Here is a 16,069-nt window from a genome sequence, read left to right on the forward strand (position 1 = left end):
TGTTAAACTATGGTTTGAGATTAGGAGAATCAAACTAGAATTTAAGAATAAAAAGGAGAAAAAGTGAAATTTACAGCAGTGATTCCTGTTAAAGCTGATAGTTCAAGACTTCCTAGGAAAAATATCAAGCCTTTTGGCAATGAAAATCTACTTACTAGAAAGATAAGACAGGTTAAAATCTCAAATATAGCAGATAGAATTATCGTAAGTTCCGATAGTGAAGAAATGCTACAAATGGCTAGAAATATGGGCGTAGAAGCCATATTAAGACCGAAAGATTTAGCGGATGAAAGTAAACCTTTTAGTGATTTTTTAGATTATATTACAAAGTTGATTCCCGAAGGTCATTTAGTTTGGGCTTGTGCAACTTCACCTTTTTTTGATGAACAATTAATGATGCAAGCAAAACAAGAGTATTTAAAAGCTTTGACAGAGGGTCATGATTCTTTGATTGCTGTTTACAAGTTTAAACATTATATGCTTGATGAAAATGGCCCATTAAATTATAAATTAGGTTTGGCACATCAAAATTCACAAGATCTACCTCCTTTGGATTTTTTTACAAATGGTATAATTATGGCTCCAATTATCTCTGTGGCCAAATGGCATTATCATTATGGACCAAATGCTTATAGATTTATAGTGGATCAAAAAGCTTCTATAGATATTGATACAAAGTATGATTATTTGACTGCTTTAGCTTGGCTGGATGAAGATAAGCTTATGGGGGGGGGTAATTGATAAATGCTTTACGCAGTATCTAGCTCATCCCTATGGTTTATTGACATTAAAGGTTGCCTAATGAAAATTTTAGGCATTATACCGGCAAGATATGGATCGACAAGATTTCCAGGAAAACCTTTGGCAGATATTTTGGGAAAACCTATGATATGGTGGGTATATAATCAGGCGAAAAAAGCTAAAAAATTAACAGACTTAATTGTAGCTACAGATGATGAGAGGATTATGAGAGCATGTGATCAATTTGATATACCAAATATAATGACAAATATTCACGAAAATGGTATTTCAAGAGTACATGAGGTTTCGCAAAAAATAAAAGCTGATTTGTATGTACAAATTAATGGCGATGAGCCTTTGATTGAATCAAGGATAATTGAACGTATTATTCCGAGAGTTATCGGTAGAGATTTTGTTGCAAATTTAATTTGTAAGATTAAATCCCCAAATGAACTTTTAGATCTAAGTAATATAAAAATTATTTTTGATAAAAATAAAAAAGCTATTTATATGTCTAGAACCCCTATACCTACTCCTTATAAAAGTTTAGAGTTTGAGTATTATAAACATATTGGAGTTTTAGCATATACGAAATCAATGCTAGATTTTTTTGCCTTATCGAAACCATCAAAATATGAAAAAATAGAAGGTTTAGAAATTTTAAGATTTGTTGAGTATGGTAAAGATTTTTATTGTATTGAAGTAAAAAATTTTAAATCCTTATCTGTAGACACACCAAAAGATTTGGAGAAAATTAAAAATAATTTAAAAAATAAAAAAAGGCTTTAAAATGTATATAATTTTTTGGAATATTAATGCATAATTATAAATTTCTATTGCTTAGTGGTAATGATTTAGTGGGAATAAAATTTCAAAAATATTTTAAAAGATATTTTCCCAATCAATTACAAATTTTTGATTGCGATGAGCAGTTTTTGAGCATTATGCGAAACGATATTTTTGAAAAAACAGAATATATTATTATTAATTCTTTGGAGTCAAAAAAAGAAAATGTTAAAAAAATAGTAGGTTATTTTTCCCGATTTTCTAAAATTATCATTATTCAAAAATCAATAAGAAATACCTATAGAACATTTAAAAATATTACTCTTATTAAAATTTCAAATTTTATTGGTTTTAATGATAGGGTGAATGAAATTCAAAGTTTTGCAAGTGCAGAGGTTTTGATTGATTACTTTATAGAAAGCATTGTTGAAGGTGTAAAACATGGTCATATTTTAGTTAAATATGATAGTTTTAACTCAAAAATTATATCTCAAAGACAAAAATTTTGTTCTTTAAGGCTTTTATATCAGGGAGATCCCAATGAAAATATCTTTTTGCAAAATGTTGGAAATTTTCGTATAAAGTTAGGGGAGATATTGGCTGATTATCTTAATATAGGCGATCTTAATGACATTGACTACATAGTTCCGGTGCCTTCTAGTGGAATATTTTATGCTGTAGGCTTGTCAAAAGCCTTGAAAATTCCAATGCTACCTGCGCTTAAAAAAATTCAAATCAGCGAGAGGGCTTTTGAGATTCAAGATGTGGATACACGGAAAAGATATTTGTATAATAATATGGAGATAAATTCTGAGTTGATTAAAAACAAAAATATTATTTTGGTTGATGAGGCTATTTTTACAGGAGCTACTTTGAAAGTGGTTTGCGATATTTTAAAAGATTGTGATGTTTCTAAAATTCATCTTGCGATCCCATCTCCAAAATGTTTTTTGCAATGTGATTATTTGGTTCAACCTAAAAGAATCTTGCTTTTAAAAAAGATTAACGAAAGATATTTGTCAAACTATTTTAATGTAAATTCTGTTAATTTTTTACCTCTAGAACAATATGCTAAAATTTTAAATAAAATCGATAATAATATATGCTATGAGTGTTTTTTGAAGGAGAAGAGATGTTTACTGTAATAATTCCAATTAGACAAAAAGATGAACAGTTAGAAATTGCCAAATGTAACAATTTCAGTTTATTAGAAAGAAAGATTAATTGTTTTAAAAAAAATAGCCTTATTAGTGAAATCATTGTTGCTAGTAATTCTTTGGAAATAAGAGAATATGTTAGTAATTTTGATGTAAAATTTTATTTTAGAAAGGAAGAAGAAGTACAAGATAATTTAGAAGAATTTATTATAAACCTTATTCAAAATATTGAAAATCCATATGTTATATGGACATCTTGCATGAATCCCTTTATAGATGAAAAAATTTTTTCCGAAGCGATAGATGAATTTTTAAACTTAGATTTTGCTATTTATGATTCTTTAATTACTTGTGGAAAACTTGATAAATTTATCTTAGATGAAAATGGAGCTTTAAATTTTAAAACTGGACATTATCATATTCATTCTAGTAGTTTGCCCAAATTTTATTATCTTGTTAATGGATGTTTTATTATAAGTAAAAATTTAATGGAAAAATATAGGTATCCTTGGGGTAAGGTACCATATAAAAAGATTTTAGAACATAAATTTACCTTTGAAATTAAAGATACAAATGATTTTTTATTTTTTAAACAAATTTTAGATAAATAAGGAAGATAAACAATGAATAAAATTAAAATATTAGATTGTACATTAAGGGATGGGGCGCATGTTAATAAGGGTAATTTTGGCAAAGAAAATATCCTTTTGATATTGCAAAAATTAGCAGAGGCAAGCATCGATTTGATTGAGGTTGGTTTTCTGCAAAATGCTATTTTTGATAAAGACTCATCCATATTTGATTCTATTGAGTATATTGATGAAGTTTTAGAAGAGATAAATAAGGTCAAAAGTAGCTTTGGGGTGATGCTTCGAACAGACAGGTGTGATTTTGAAAAAATAAAAAAAACTAAAAATATAGATTTTATAAGAATGGCTTTATATAAGGAACATTTACAAGATATAAAAAAATACACTTCTAAAGCTAAAGATCTAGGATATTCTGTATATTTAAATCCTATCGGTGTTACAAAATATTCTTTGGGGGAAATAAAAAATATATTACAAGAGCTTGTTGTTTTGCATCCTGAAGGTATTTCAATTGTAGATACTTTTGGCTCTTTAACGAATGAAGAATTTTCAAAATTTCTTTTACTTTTCGATGAGATAATCCCAAGTGATATTGAGATAGGTATTCATTTGCACGAGAATTTATCCTCATCTCTTTCTCTTGCTTTGCAAGCTATAAAGACACTTTCTCATAGAAATATTATTATTGACTCTTCTGTATTGGGTATGGGGAGAATTCCTGGAAATTTGCCGACAGAATTACTAGTTTCTCATTTACAAAATAGTCGCTACCATATAGATTCTTTATATTCTTTAATTGATATTATTAGGGAGTATAAAAAGATTAATGAATGGGGATATAATCCTATATATGTACACTCTGCAGTGATAAATATTGATCGAACTTATCCAGAATATTTTTTTGAGCAAGGATTTTCAACTTATGACAATATTAAACTTCAAAAGTTAGTCAAAGCAAATGGCTACGGAGAAAAATTTAATTCTACTTATGCACAGGAAATTATTTCAAAATATGAAATATGAATTAATATTATTTGATTTAGATGGTACTTTGGTAGATTCGGCTAGCGGTGTTATTAAAAGCATAGATTATACTATTGATTTTTTAAGTTTACCACAGTTGTCTGAAGAAGAAAAAAAAGCTCTTGTTGGACTTCCTATTTTTAATTCTTTTAAAGAACGGTATAAAATGGATGATTGTAGTGCTGAGCATGCTACCAAAATTTTTAGAGATATATATAGAAAGGATTTTTTATACGATGCTAGTTTGTATAAGAATGTAGCCCCAACTCTTGGCAGATTGAGAGATTGTAGGTATAAATTGGCTATTGCTTCGTATAAAAAAGATGATTATTGTAGGTTACTTTTAAAATATTTGCAAGTAGATAAAATGTTTGATTTTATTCAAGGTTCGAATTCTAATAACAAGTTAACAAAAACAGATATAATACGACATTGTATTAAAAAATTTAATATTGCTTTAGATAAAATACTAATGGTCGGAGATACTGCACACGATGCTTTAGGTGCTGAAAATGTAGGAATTGATTTTGTGGGTGTTTCTTATGGTTTTGGAAATAAGAATGAATTATATAATTACAAAAATATCGCAATTATCGATGATATAGAAAAGATTTTTGATGTATTAAGTTAATTAGAATGAAATTCCACACCACTTCAAAAAAACTTATAAAAAATGTTAAAGATTTTTACAAGATAGTCTTGTATAAGGCCTATAAAAGCATAGGTAAAGAAGATGTTTTTGTAGGCTGGGGCAGAAAAAATTCAGGTTTAAAAGCTATAGCTCTAGCCAAAAAACATCATGCTAAATTTATGCTTTTAGAAGATGGCTTTTTGCGCTCATTAAATTTAGGCGTAGAAAATAGTCCGAGTTTTTCTATAGTTAAAGATGATGTGGGGATTTATTATGATGCGAGCACTCCTTCAAGGCTTGAAAATATTTTAAATACCTATGAGTTTAGCCCCAAAGAGCTAGCTTGGGCAAAAAAAGCCATAGAGCTTATTAAAAAAGAAAAACTCAGCAAGTATAATAACAATCTTTGCATACCTCAAGAGCTTTTCAGTGCCAACGAAGAGCGCGTTCTAATCATCACTCAAGTGGCAAATGACGCTTCACTTCGATTTGGTTTGGCAAGTGATTTTTCGACCCAAGATATCATAAATGACGCCCTAAAAGAAAATCCAAATGCTAAAATATATATCAAAATCCATCCTGATGTGCTAAGTGGTAAAAAACAAAGTGATTTTAGCATGCAGGATTTGCCCAGTAGATGCGTGATTTTAAAAGAAAATTATAATCCCATAGAACTGCTAAGTCATTTTAAAAAAGTCTATACTAAGACTTCAGGTATGGGTTTTGAAGCTTTGATATTAGGATGCGAATGTGTGTGTTATGGTATGCCTTTTTACGCAGGATGGGGGCTAACTCAAGATAAGCTAGAGTGCAAAAGAAGAGTTAAAAAAAGATCTTTAGAAGAAGTTTTTTATGCTGCTTATATCTTATACAGCGAGTATTTTAACCCCTACTTAAATCAAAAAAGTGATATTTTTGATACTATTCATACTTTAGCAAAGTATAAAAAGATAGAGCAAGTAAATTCTCATACTTTATATTTTTTAGGCTTTACTTTATGGAAGCGTTGGTTTATGAAGCCATTTTTTAAAGCCAAGAATAATAAAATCATTTTTTTAAACTCACTTGATGAACTTTATAAAGCGAATTTAAATTCCGAAGATAAAATCTTCATTTGGGGTAAAAAGTATGATAAAGCTTTGCTGGCCAAAGATTTTAACAATGAAATTTTTTTAGTAGAAGATGGCTTTTTGCGCTCGGTTTTTTTAGGTTCAGATCTTACGCGTCCTTTTTCTTTGATAGTAGATAGTAAAGGTTTGTATGTAGATCCTAATCACCCTAGCGATTTAGAAGAACTTTTGCAAAATCATGAATTTGATGATACTTTAAGACAAAGAGCCAAAAAGCTCATCACTACCATAACGCAAAATAAATTTTCAAAGTACAACGGCCTAAAGCATGAAAAACTTGACTTTAATACAAATAAAAAAATCATTTTAATTCCCGCTCAAGTAGAAGATGATGCTTCGATGATCTTAGGTGGAGCAGATTTTGACACCTTAAAGCTTTTGCAAAGCGTAAGAAAGGCCAATGAAAACGCCTTTATAGTTTTTAAACCTCACCCTGATGTTTTAAGTGGAAATCGCAAGGGTTTAAAGGATAAAGATATCATTTTAAAATACTGCGATGAAATCATAGAAAATGTCAGTATAGACAGTGCTATAAATGCATGCGATGAAGTACATACCATCACTTCTACTAGCGGTTTTGATGCTCTTTTACGGGGCAAGAAAGTAGTGGTTTATGGAAAGCCTTTTTATGCAGGTTGGGGTTTGACTCAAGATTTGCACCACATCTCAAGACGCACAAGAGTGCTTAGTTTAGAAGAGCTTGTGGCAGGAGTTTTGATCCTTTATCCAAGATATATTCATCCAAAGAGTAAAAATTTATGTGAAGTTGAGCTTGCTTTGGATACAATGTTAGCTTTGCAAAAAGATTATTTTTCAAAAAGATGGCTAAAAATTTTAATTGATTTTAGAATTTTAATGCTTAGAAAGATAAGAAGAATAGGTGAAGTTTTTATAAAAAGATGAAATTTAGCGATAAGATTAAAAAAGAATTTAGCGGTAAAACTGTCTTGCTTTTACAAGGACCTGTAGGGACTTTTTTTCACCGCCTTGCCATAAAGATGAAAAAAAATAAAACCAAAGTTTTTAAGCTTAATTTTAATGGAGGGGATTTTCTTTTCTATCCAAGTGGAAAAAGGTGCAAGTGCGACGAAAAGGATCTTGAAAATTTTTATGAGAGCTTTTTTAAAGAAAAAAAGATAGATGCTATTGTGATGTATAATGATTGCCGTTTGATCCATGCAAAAGCTATCAAAGTAGCTAAGGGGCTTGGCATTGGTATTTGGATTTTTGAAGAGGGGTATTTAAGGCCTTATTGTATCACTTTTGAAAAAGATGGGGTCAATGCAAACTCCTCCTTGCCTCGCGATAAAAATTTCTATCTTTCTTGCAATATCCTTACAAAAGAAAGCATAAAAGAAATTCCAGGTGGTTTTAAATTTATGGCTTTTAGTGCTTTTTTGTATTGGCTTTTTTCTTTTCTGCTAGCTCCTTTTTTTAACAACAAGCTTCATCATCGCACCTTATTTCCTTTTGAATTTTTATTTTGGTTTAGATCTTTATATAGAAAATACCTTTATAAATTCACAGAAAAAAAACTCAATCAAAAAATTTATAGCCTTGAAAAAAAGTACTTTTTGGCTATTTTGCAAGTTTATAATGATACGCAAATTAAGCACCATTATAAAAAAAGCATAGAAGAATTTATAGAAGAGCTTATCCTTTCTTTTGCAAATCACGCAAGAGCAAAGTCTTATCTTGTTTTTAAACATCATCCTATGGATAGGGGATATAGAAATTATTCTAAACTTATAAATGAGCTAAGTCAAAAATACCATGTAGAAGGAAGAATTTTCTATGTACATGATACTTATTTGCCTACTCTTTTAAAAAATGCTTTAGGTTGTATTACGATCAATTCTACAGTGGGTTTAAGTGCTATTTTAGAGGGTTGTCCTACTAAGGTTTGTGGAAATGCTTTTTATGATTTTGAAGGCCTAGCTTATCCAAAAAAACTTCAATTTTTTTGGCGCGAAGCTCATGCTTATAAACCCAATCCTAGCTTGGTTATAAATTTTAAAAATTATCTTTTAAATACAAATCAATTCAACGGCAATTTTTACAAAAATTCGTTTTTAGGTTGATAAAAGTCCGATTAAGACAGCTTTTAAAACAAAATGTTATAATCAATCTAAAAAAGAAATGAATTTTTATGGATAGAGAAGTATTTTATATAGCGGGCTATGATCCTAAGAGTTATAGATTTTATTATGATTTATTTAAGAAAAATTTAAAAGATTATTCTCATAGATTTGATTTTAAAGCAGAGATAAGCGGGATTGAAAAGAATGAAAACTTTCCTTCTTTTAAGATTGATTGTAAAGATGTTCAAACACGCTATCATTTTTTAACTTGGAATGATATAGTTAAAAAAAATTGGTCTCAAAGTTATAAAGATGCTTTGATGGATTGTTATAGTTTTTTTAGAATTTATACCATTACGGGGCTTTTTCTTAAATTTGGTAAAGAGTCGATTTATCAGCTCATCACAGGTTATTATCCTTTCTTTTATGTTATTTTTTCTTTGTTATTATCTTTAGGCTTAGCTTTGGGAAGTTTTGTTTTTTTGCAAAATCATATCCCTTCTTTTTTGGCGATTGTTATAGGTATAGTTCTAGGATTTTTACTCAATCGTTTTTTATTCAAGCTAGGTAGAAAATTGGCTGTATTTTGGATAGCAAGGATATGTGCTTTTTGTGCTACTTGGAAAGAGAAAAGATTGGGGGCTATGGAGCAAAGGATAAAGCTTTTTGCAGATGAGATTTTAAAATCTTTAAAGCAAAATGAAAACAAGCAAGATTACGAACTCATCTTGGTAGCTCATAGTGTTGGAACTATAGTTTGCATAGAAGTTTTAGAATGTATCTTAAAACAAAATTTAGATAAAGCAGTATTAGATAAATTAAAAATTCTTACACTAGGAGAATGCATTCCTTTAACAAGCTATCAAAAAAATGCAGACGATTTTAGAAAAAAACTTGAATTTGTTTCTGCATTTGATTTAAAATGGTATGATTATACTTCAATAATCGATGGAGCGTGTTTTCCACAAGTGGATTTTTTCCGTACAAGCGGGGTGCAGGCTAACTTTACCCCACCATTTTTAAGTGCTAAATTTCATACTTTGTATGAAAAAAATGAATATAAAAAAATTAAAAGAGATAAAAATAAAGCACATTTTTTATATCTTTATAGTCCTCATATTAAAGGGAGTTATGATTTTTTTGCTTTTATTGTGGCACCTAAATTTTTAGAAGAAAAGGTAAAGATATGAGTCAGTGTCCATTTTTTCCCAAACCCTATAAAAATAAAGCTTCAACACTTTTAACCTTTTTATTAAAACGCAGATCATGGCTTGATGGTCTTTATGAGCGTAGCTATAAAATGCAAACAGGTTATGTAAAAATGCCAAATTTTGATCTTTATGTGATCAACGATACTAAAGAAGTTAAAAGAATGATGGTTGATGAGGTTAAAGAATTTCCAAAAAGTGCATTTTTACATGAGCTTTTAAGCCCTCTTTTAGGGGAGAGCATTTTTACAACAAATGGTGAGGTTTGGAAAAAGCAACGCGAACTTTTACGCCCAAGTTTTGAAATGACTCGTATTTCAAAGGTTTTCAATCTCATGAGTGAAGCAGTAAGCGATATGATGAAGCGTTTTGAAAAATACCCTAATGCTTCTATTATCGAAGTGGATGAGGCTATGACTTTCATCACTGCTGATGTCATTTTTCGTACCATCATGTCTTCTAAGTTAGATGAAGAGCAAGGAAAGAAAATCCTAGATGCTTTTGTGACTTTTCAAGAACAAAGCGTACATACGGCTATGCGTCGTATGTTTCGTTTCCCTAAATGGCTTTCTTATGTGTTGGGTGATCGTAAGCGTGCTAAAGCGGGCGATGTGATCAGGCAAGTTTTAAGCGATATTATAAAGCCAAGATATGATGCGGTGAATAGTGAAAAAGCACAAAGTTTTGAGGATATTTTAGGATCTTTACTTTTAGTAGTAGATGCGCAGACTAATCAACGCTTTTCTTTTGAGGAAATTCTAGATCAAGTGGCTATGCTTTTCTTGGCAGGCCATGAAACAACAGCAAGTTCTTTAACATGGACTCTTTATCTGCTTAGCCTCTATCCTGATGAACAAGAAAAAGCTTATAAAGAAATCATTCAAGTTTTACAAGGTGAAAATATACAAATTTCACATCTAAGACAGTTTAAATACTTGACCAATATCTTTAAAGAATCTTTAAGACTTTATCCTCCTGTAGGCTTTTTTGCAAGAGAAGCAAAAAAAGATACAAAAATAAGAGATAAGATGATTAAAAAAGGTTCGGGTGTTGTTATAGCACCTTGGCTGATACACAGACATGAAGGCTTTTGGGCTAATCCGCATGAATTTAAACCTTCTCGTTTCGAAAGCGAGTATAAAAAGGATGCTTATTTACCTTTTGGAGTAGGAGAGAGAATTTGTATAGGTCAAGGTTTTGCGATGCAAGAGGCTATTTTAATTTTGGCCAATATCTTAAAAAAATACAAATTAGAGCTTGAAGAGGGTTTTGTTCCAGATGTGGTGGGTCGTTTAACGGTGCGTTCTGCAAATGGAATGAGGATAAAATTTAGTAAAAGAGAGCCATGAAAAGAGTCAAAGCAAGAATTCGTCCCAATTTTCGCAACCGCATTAAGCGCAATCTAAAAGGAAGTTTAAAAGAAAAACTAGCAGGGACGATCTTACTTTGCGCCATAGTGCCTTTGGCAATTTGTGGATATTTACTCATAGTGATAGTGGGAACTTTTTTTAATACAGCTAGAGCAAGGCAAGGTGTAAGGGCTTTGGATCATTTCGTAAATGCAAGTTTGTTTAATGGCTATGCTTGGGAAAGTGTATCTTCACACGCGTGGCGCGAAAGAAATAGAAAAAAATGGGCAAGGGTAGTGATTAAAATCACAGATTTTTTTCAAAAAGATCATTGCAAAAGAGCCAATAAAAGAGAACAACCTGTCGTTGATTTTATACTTTCAAGAAATTTAGATAAACAAACTATAGGTAAGAGATAAAATTAATCCAAAGCAACTACTGCAATAGCAAAACCATTATCATGTGAGATGCTAAGAGAGGTAGAATTGATTTTAAATTTTTCTAATACATGAGAAGCGAGTTTTAAATGAGGAGCATTTTTGCTGTCTTTTGAAATTTCTATATCCAAAAAGCCACATTCTTTTGAAATTCCTACGCCTAAAGCTTTACTTGCTGCTTCTTTTGCAGCCCAAAAACCTGCTAAAGTTGAGCTAGATTTTATCAATTTTTGCTCATTTTGGTTTAGAAATTTATCAAGAAAAGCGTTGCCATGCTTTTGATAGATTGTATCTATCCTAGAAATGGCAACTATATCGCAACCTATACGCATCAAGAAACTACAAAATCAGTAAAATAAACATTTTTGATGAAGCCATCGGTAAGAATTTCGTTGATTTTTCCAACAAGCTCATCCTTAAGTCTTTCTTTGCCTTTTTGCGTGCTAACCTCTTCAAAGGTTTTTGCAGTTAAGGTGCGGATAATGATATCGCGAATTACCGCTACTTTTTTATCAAGCTCAGGTTTTAAAAGCTCTGTATTTTGCTCTAATTCTATAGTGCATTTTACATATCTTGAGCCGCTATCACTAAGTAAATTTAAAGTAAAAGGATCAAGAGGATACATAGGTCCTATATTTGCAAAATCACTTCCACGTTGCGCCGGTGCTGTCACTTTAGCCTTATCGGTTTTTGCCTCTTCTTTTGGAGCTGCTTTGACTTCGCTCTCATCGCTTGAGCTACTTGAAATAAGCCATGCAATCACACCCATGATGCTAAGAAGTAGAACAAAAAGTAAAATCACTATAATGATAACAAGCGAACCGCCTTTTTTCTTTTTTTCTTCGTTATTTTCTAATTCTTCATCCATTAATTTTTCCTTTATTTAGTGAAATTAATGTAAAATTGTAGCAAAATTTTCTTTTCTATCCAAATTTTACATTATAAAAAGAAATTTATTAAAAAGATTTAAGGAAAAATTATGCTAGATGTGATTTTTAGAGAATACGACATACGCGGACTTTATGGCAAAGAACTCAATGAAAAAAGTGTCAAAGCTATAGGTTTTTGTTTGGGACAAACTATGCTTGCAAAAGGTTGTAAAAATGTAAGCGTGGGTTATGATGCAAGATATAGTGCTGATGAGCTTTATAGATATCTAGTTAGCGGGCTTAATAAAGCAGGCATACAAGTTTACAACATAGGACTTGTCCCCACTCCACTTGGATATTTTAGCCTTTATGAGGGTATGAAATTTGATGCAAATATTATGATCACAGGTTCGCACAATCCAAAAGATTATAACGGCTTTAAAATCACCATAGGTAAGGAAAGTTTTTTTGGAGCTGAACTTAAAGAATTTTCAAAAGAAGTTTATAAGCATTTAGAGGATGAGATTGAAGAAAATTTAGAGGCTCAAAAATACGATATTTTAAGTCTTTATGTGAATTTTATGTGTGAGCAATTTAACTTTTTAAAGGATTTTAATTATAAATTTGCAATCGATTGCTCCAATGGAGCCGCTGGGGTTGTTATAGAGCCTTTAGTAAAAGCTTTAAATTTAAAAGCTCATGTTATGTTTTCAAATCCTGATGGACAATTTCCAAACCACGAACCTGATCCTACAGAAGAAAAAAATTTGCACGCTATAAAGAATTTTTTAAATGAAAATCAAGAATATCCTTTAGCATTTGCTTTTGATGGGGATGCTGATAGAATGGTTGCTTTGAGTAAAACTCATATTTTTTGTGGGGATGAGCTTTGTTATTTGTTTGCAAAAAATATTCCTAATCCTAGAATTTTAGGCGAGGTAAAATGCTCTAAAAATCTTTTTGATGAGGTGGCAAAATTTGGTACTATTTTTATGGGAAAAACAGGACATTCAAATATTAAAAAAATGATGAAAGAAAAAGATATTGACTTAGCAGCTGAAGTAAGCGGGCATATTTTCTTTAAACACAGATATTTTGGATATGATGATGGAATTTATGCTTTTTTAAGAGCTTTAGAACTTGTTTATAAGGGCTATGATTTAGAAAGTATGATCAGTGCCTTGCCAAAACTTTACACTACGCCTGAGATTAAAATTCCAGTAAGCGAGGAAGAAAAATTCAAACTTGTGGATGAATTTAAAAAAGCGATAGAAAAGGGTGACTTAGAAGGAGTAAAGAGTCTTTGTGAAATCGATGGAGCCAGGATTGATTTTGGTGATGGATGGGCTTTACTTCGTGCGTCTAATACCAGCCCTTATCTTATCACGCGTTTTGAAGCAAGTTCTTTGGAGCAAGCAAAAGAACTTGAAGCTAAAGTATTTAAACTTTTTAATGATATTAAAGAATCGGTTTAATAAGTATTTTAGGTTTATTTGTAAATTTAGAGAAAAGCACGAAAACAAGAGCTTTTTCTCATTTATATAACGCGTTGTTTGTGTGAGAATGTAGTAAAAATATACACTAAAGATCCACTTTTATGATAAAAAACTTAAACAAAATTGTGTGTACATTTTTCCTAAAAGCCTTTGATGGTATTTTTGCCACACATCCAAGCCTTGAAAAACGCATAGGATATTTAGAAAAATATTTTGGAGATTCGTTCTAAAAATGGCATAATAATTGCAACGATTAGTAAAATTGCAAATGCCAAACAAAAAAGATTTTCTAAAAAATAAAAAGTTTTGCCTAAAAAAGAATTTTCTAAATGAAAGGGCACAAGGATGATAAAGACTACTCTAAGTGGGATTAAAATCATTCTTATTTGAAGGAAAAATTTAAAAAATTCCCAAAAATCACTATCAAATAAAGCAAATAAGATAATTAAACCAAAAAAGAAGAGATATCCGCCCAAAACATGGCCGAATTGAAATTTAAACGATATCTTGCTTGACAATGAGGGCAAAAAAGCTCATTGGAAAACTCAAAAAAATCATAAAATTTGTTTATTTTTTTGAAATTTTTAGTGTATTTTTTGCATTTTAAGCTTATGCCTTGATTTTTTTAAGACTTTCTAACAATTCTTCTATATTGTAAATTCCTCGGTGCTCAGGTGTTAAAAGATGGATAAGTATATCACCTAGATCAATGACACTCCATTCTTCACTGCTTTCTATATTTAAAAATTCTTCACCCTTGGCTTTGAGTTTGGTTTTAAGTTCATCGATTAAAGATAAGGCATGTTTTTCACCCAAGGTAGCTGCGATGATGACATATTTTACAAAATAATCTTGCTCGCTCATATCAAAGGTTTTTATGTCTTCAGCTTTTTTTTCATCTAAAATTTTAACGATTAAATCTACTCTTTCTTGCATTTTTTTCCTTTAAATTTTTGAAATTGTATCAGTTTTTTTGTAATTTTTCATAGTAATTTTTCACTTCATTTTTAATTTCATCGCAAACTTCATGGGTATCTAGGGTGCTTCTTATGAAAGATGAGGCGATTTTTATCTTGGTTTTTAAATCTTTAAAATTTTTTGGAATGTCTATATCATTGCGATTTGCGATGATAAATTCTACTAAAGAATTAAGTCTTTCAAAATCATGCCAAAGATGAAGTTTTTCTAAATGATCCGCACCGATTAGAAGATAAAATTTGCTAGGATGATAAATTTTATAAAGATATTCTACGCTTTCAATGCTTGGTACGGGGCGTTTCTGCTTGATCTCAAAGTCGCAAATTTCTACTTTTTCTAAATTTCCCCAAAGTTTATTTACCCAAGCAAATCTTTGTTTTTCATCGGCAAAAAATCCTTTTTTAAAAGGATTGATAAAAGTAGGCATAATAATGAGTTTATCGATATCAAGTTTTGCCAAAGCTTCTTTGACAATAGCGTCATGTCCTTTGTGTGGTGGGTCAAAACTGCCACCAAAAAGTGCAATTTTCATTAAAATTTTAACCTTTTTTTAGTAAAATATTAGCATAAAAAACTTCGCAAAAGGAAACAAAATGGCTGTAAAAGTTGCTATAAATGGTTTTGGTCGCATAGGAAGGTGTGTAGCAAGAATTATTTCAAAACGAGATGATATCGAACTTGTAGCGATAAATGATACTACAGATATCGAACTTACAAAATATCTTTTTAAATATGACACAGTGCATGGAGAATTTGAAGGCAGTGTGGAAAATGAAGGGGATGATTTAATTATCAATGGTAAAAAAATCAAAGTGTTTAAAAGCCGCGATATAAAAGAACTTGATTTTGCAAAATACGGTGCACAAATTGTTTTAGAGTGCACAGGGGCTCATTTGACAATAGAAAAATGCCAAGGATTTTTAGATATGGGAGTGCAAAAAGTGATCATGAGTGCTCCTGCAAAAGATGATACTCCTACTTATGTTTTAGGTGTAAATTCACAAAATTATAAAGGTGAAAATATCATCTCTAATGCAAGTTGTACGACTAACTGCTTAGGTCCTGTTTGTCGTGTTTTACAAGATAATTTCGGCATAGAAAAAGGACTGATGACAACTATACATGCTTATACTAATGGACAAAGCATTATCGATGCAAAGACTAAAGATAAACGCCGCTCGCGTGCTGCTGCTCAAAATATCATTCCAACTTCTACAGGCGCAGCAAAAGCGATGAAGCTTGTTATGCCTGAACTTAATGGCAAGCTTCACGGGCAAAGTATGCGTGTGCCCGTTATTGATGTTTCAAGCGTGGATTTAACCGCTCAACTTAGCAAAAAAGTAAGCAAAGAGGAGCTTAATGAAGCCTTTAGAAAAGCTGCAGCTACAAATTTAAAAGGCATTTTAATGGTTGATGATGATGAAAGGGTATCGAGCGATTTTATCACTTGTTCTTATGGAGCGGTTGTGGTAAGTGATTTGACCCAAGTTATAGCAGATGATTTTGTTAAAGTTGTTGCTTGGTATGACAATGAGTGGGGATACTCAAGCCGCCTAGTAGATATGGCAGTATATATTGCAAATAAGGCTTAAA

18 protein-coding genes are annotated in these 16,069 nt (G+C 31.0%); 13 read left to right on the forward strand and 5 right to left on the reverse strand.

Annotation, left to right across the window (positions count from 1 at the left end):
- Positions 1 to 63: 63 nt before the first annotated feature.
- From CCO88_RS00005 to CCO88_RS00055, 11 genes are all read left to right on the forward strand, one after another.
- Positions 64 to 741: an acylneuraminate cytidylyltransferase family protein gene (locus CCO88_RS00005; protein ID WP_002826785.1), complete on the forward strand. Its 678-nt coding sequence runs from the start codon at positions 64 to 66 to the stop codon at positions 739 to 741.
- Between the two features lie 60 nt (positions 742 to 801).
- On the forward strand, positions 802 to 1,530 hold the full coding sequence (gene kdsB / locus CCO88_RS00010) for a 3-deoxy-manno-octulosonate cytidylyltransferase (protein WP_002826784.1): 729 nt from the start codon (positions 802 to 804) through the stop codon (positions 1,528 to 1,530).
- A gap of 26 nt (positions 1,531 to 1,556) precedes the next feature.
- The gene (locus CCO88_RS00015) at positions 1,557 to 2,672 is read left to right on the forward strand and encodes a phosphoribosyltransferase family protein (protein WP_002826783.1); all 1,116 of its coding nucleotides are present in this window, start codon (positions 1,557 to 1,559) and stop codon (positions 2,670 to 2,672) included.
- The gene (locus tag CCO88_RS00020; protein ID WP_002826782.1) at positions 2,660 to 3,295 is read left to right on the forward strand and encodes a cytidylyltransferase domain-containing protein; all 636 of its coding nucleotides are present in this window, start codon (positions 2,660 to 2,662) and stop codon (positions 3,293 to 3,295) included. Before CCO88_RS00015 ends, CCO88_RS00020 begins: the two co-directional genes overlap by 13 nt.
- A gap of 12 nt (positions 3,296 to 3,307) precedes the next feature.
- Entirely contained in the window at positions 3,308 to 4,297 is a 990-nt protein-coding gene (locus CCO88_RS00025; RefSeq protein WP_002826781.1) for a beta/alpha barrel domain-containing protein, read from the forward strand.
- The gene (locus CCO88_RS00030) at positions 4,287 to 4,928 is read left to right on the forward strand and encodes an HAD-IA family hydrolase (RefSeq protein ID WP_002826780.1); all 642 of its coding nucleotides are present in this window, start codon (positions 4,287 to 4,289) and stop codon (positions 4,926 to 4,928) included. Before CCO88_RS00025 ends, CCO88_RS00030 begins: the two co-directional genes overlap by 11 nt.
- Positions 4,929 to 4,933: 5 nt before the next feature.
- Positions 4,934 to 6,961, forward strand: coding sequence for a capsular polysaccharide biosynthesis protein (locus tag CCO88_RS00035; protein ID WP_002826779.1), 2,028 nt, complete (start codon positions 4,934 to 4,936; stop codon positions 6,959 to 6,961).
- Positions 6,958 to 8,139: a capsule polysaccharide modification protein KpsS gene (gene kpsS, locus CCO88_RS00040; protein ID WP_002838957.1), complete on the forward strand. Its 1,182-nt coding sequence runs from the start codon at positions 6,958 to 6,960 to the stop codon at positions 8,137 to 8,139. Before CCO88_RS00035 ends, kpsS begins: the two co-directional genes overlap by 4 nt.
- Before the next feature lie 68 nt (positions 8,140 to 8,207).
- Positions 8,208 to 9,329, forward strand: a complete 1,122-nt coding sequence (locus CCO88_RS00045) for a hypothetical protein (protein WP_002838959.1) — start codon at positions 8,208 to 8,210, stop codon at positions 9,327 to 9,329.
- On the forward strand, positions 9,326 to 10,696 hold the full coding sequence (locus CCO88_RS00050) for a cytochrome P450 (protein ID WP_002838960.1): 1,371 nt from the start codon (positions 9,326 to 9,328) through the stop codon (positions 10,694 to 10,696). The genes CCO88_RS00045 and CCO88_RS00050 overlap by 4 nt, the downstream gene beginning before the upstream one ends.
- Positions 10,693 to 11,115 (forward strand): hypothetical protein, encoded by a 423-nt coding sequence (locus tag CCO88_RS00055; protein ID WP_002808696.1) that lies wholly within the window; start codon positions 10,693 to 10,695, stop codon positions 11,113 to 11,115. The genes CCO88_RS00050 and CCO88_RS00055 overlap by 4 nt, the downstream gene beginning before the upstream one ends.
- A 2-nt stretch (positions 11,116 to 11,117) precedes the next feature.
- Here the strand turns inward: CCO88_RS00055 and acpS are convergent, their stop codons facing one another.
- The gene (gene acpS, locus CCO88_RS00060; RefSeq protein ID WP_002779165.1) at positions 11,118 to 11,465 is read right to left on the reverse strand and encodes a holo-ACP synthase; all 348 of its coding nucleotides are present in this window, start codon (positions 11,463 to 11,465) and stop codon (positions 11,118 to 11,120) included.
- Positions 11,465 to 12,001 (reverse strand): flagellar basal body-associated protein FliL, encoded by a 537-nt coding sequence (gene fliL, locus CCO88_RS00065; protein WP_002779164.1) that lies wholly within the window; start codon positions 11,999 to 12,001, stop codon positions 11,465 to 11,467. The genes acpS and fliL overlap by 1 nt, the downstream gene beginning before the upstream one ends.
- Positions 12,002 to 12,112: 111 nt before the next feature.
- On the opposite strand from fliL, the gene CCO88_RS00070 reads away from it, so the two are divergent.
- Positions 12,113 to 13,477: a phosphomannomutase/phosphoglucomutase gene (locus CCO88_RS00070; protein WP_002789591.1), complete on the forward strand. Its 1,365-nt coding sequence runs from the start codon at positions 12,113 to 12,115 to the stop codon at positions 13,475 to 13,477.
- Positions 13,478 to 13,698: 221 nt separating this feature from the next.
- On the opposite strand, the gene CCO88_RS00075 is transcribed toward CCO88_RS00070, so the two are convergent.
- The 3 genes from CCO88_RS00075 to nadD all read right to left on the reverse strand — a co-directional run bounded on the left by CCO88_RS00075 (position 13,699) and on the right by nadD (position 15,008).
- On the reverse strand, positions 13,699 to 13,974 hold the full coding sequence (locus CCO88_RS00075; protein WP_002810438.1) for a hypothetical protein: 276 nt from the start codon (positions 13,972 to 13,974) through the stop codon (positions 13,699 to 13,701).
- Positions 13,975 to 14,107: 133 nt separating this feature from the next.
- A complete protein-coding gene (rsfS, locus tag CCO88_RS00080; protein ID WP_002779159.1) occupies positions 14,108 to 14,434 on the reverse strand; it encodes a ribosome silencing factor in 327 nt (108 codons plus the stop codon).
- Between the two features lie 28 nt (positions 14,435 to 14,462).
- Positions 14,463 to 15,008 carry a nicotinate (nicotinamide) nucleotide adenylyltransferase gene (nadD, locus tag CCO88_RS00085; protein WP_002795221.1) on the reverse strand — a complete coding sequence of 182 codons (546 nt, stop codon included), beginning with the start codon at positions 15,006 to 15,008 and terminating at the stop codon, positions 14,463 to 14,465.
- Positions 15,009 to 15,069: 61 nt separating this feature from the next.
- Between nadD and gap the strand changes: the two genes are divergently transcribed.
- Entirely contained in the window at positions 15,070 to 16,068 is a 999-nt protein-coding gene (gap, locus tag CCO88_RS00090) for a type I glyceraldehyde-3-phosphate dehydrogenase (RefSeq protein WP_002785681.1), read from the forward strand.
- Position 16,069: the final 1 nt, after the last annotated feature.

It is taken from the genome of Campylobacter coli LMG 9860 (assembly GCF_000254135.1).
Classification (GTDB): domain Bacteria; phylum Campylobacterota; class Campylobacteria; order Campylobacterales; family Campylobacteraceae; genus Campylobacter_D; species Campylobacter_D coli.

Bases quoted from the DNA above. Each gene is read 5' to 3' on its own strand.
- kdsB (WP_002826784.1), top strand. From the start codon at position 802: ATGAAAATTTTAGGCATTATACCGGCAAGATATGGATCGACAAGATTT.
- CCO88_RS00015 (WP_002826783.1), top strand. From the start codon at position 1,557: ATGCATAATTATAAATTTCTATTGCTTAGTGGTAATGATTTAGTGGGA.
- CCO88_RS00020 (WP_002826782.1), top strand. From the start codon at position 2,660: ATGTTTACTGTAATAATTCCAATTAGACAAAAAGATGAACAGTTAGAA.
- CCO88_RS00025 (WP_002826781.1), top strand. From the start codon at position 3,308: ATGAATAAAATTAAAATATTAGATTGTACATTAAGGGATGGGGCGCAT.
- CCO88_RS00030 (WP_002826780.1), top strand. From the start codon at position 4,287: ATGAAATATGAATTAATATTATTTGATTTAGATGGTACTTTGGTAGAT.
- CCO88_RS00035 (WP_002826779.1), top strand. From the start codon at position 4,934: ATGAAATTCCACACCACTTCAAAAAAACTTATAAAAAATGTTAAAGAT.
- kpsS (WP_002838957.1), top strand. From the start codon at position 6,958: ATGAAATTTAGCGATAAGATTAAAAAAGAATTTAGCGGTAAAACTGTC.
- CCO88_RS00045 (WP_002838959.1), top strand. From the start codon at position 8,208: ATGGATAGAGAAGTATTTTATATAGCGGGCTATGATCCTAAGAGTTAT.
- CCO88_RS00050 (WP_002838960.1), top strand. From the start codon at position 9,326: ATGAGTCAGTGTCCATTTTTTCCCAAACCCTATAAAAATAAAGCTTCA.
- CCO88_RS00055 (WP_002808696.1), top strand. From the start codon at position 10,693: ATGAAAAGAGTCAAAGCAAGAATTCGTCCCAATTTTCGCAACCGCATT.
- acpS (WP_002779165.1), bottom strand. From the start codon at position 11,465: ATGCGTATAGGTTGCGATATAGTTGCCATTTCTAGGATAGATACAATC.
- fliL (WP_002779164.1), bottom strand. From the start codon at position 12,001: ATGGATGAAGAATTAGAAAATAACGAAGAAAAAAAGAAAAAAGGCGGT.
- CCO88_RS00070 (WP_002789591.1), top strand. From the start codon at position 12,113: ATGCTAGATGTGATTTTTAGAGAATACGACATACGCGGACTTTATGGC.
- rsfS (WP_002779159.1), bottom strand. From the start codon at position 14,434: ATGCAAGAAAGAGTAGATTTAATCGTTAAAATTTTAGATGAAAAAAAA.
- nadD (WP_002795221.1), bottom strand. From the start codon at position 15,008: ATGAAAATTGCACTTTTTGGTGGCAGTTTTGACCCACCACACAAAGGA.
- gap (WP_002785681.1), top strand. From the start codon at position 15,070: ATGGCTGTAAAAGTTGCTATAAATGGTTTTGGTCGCATAGGAAGGTGT.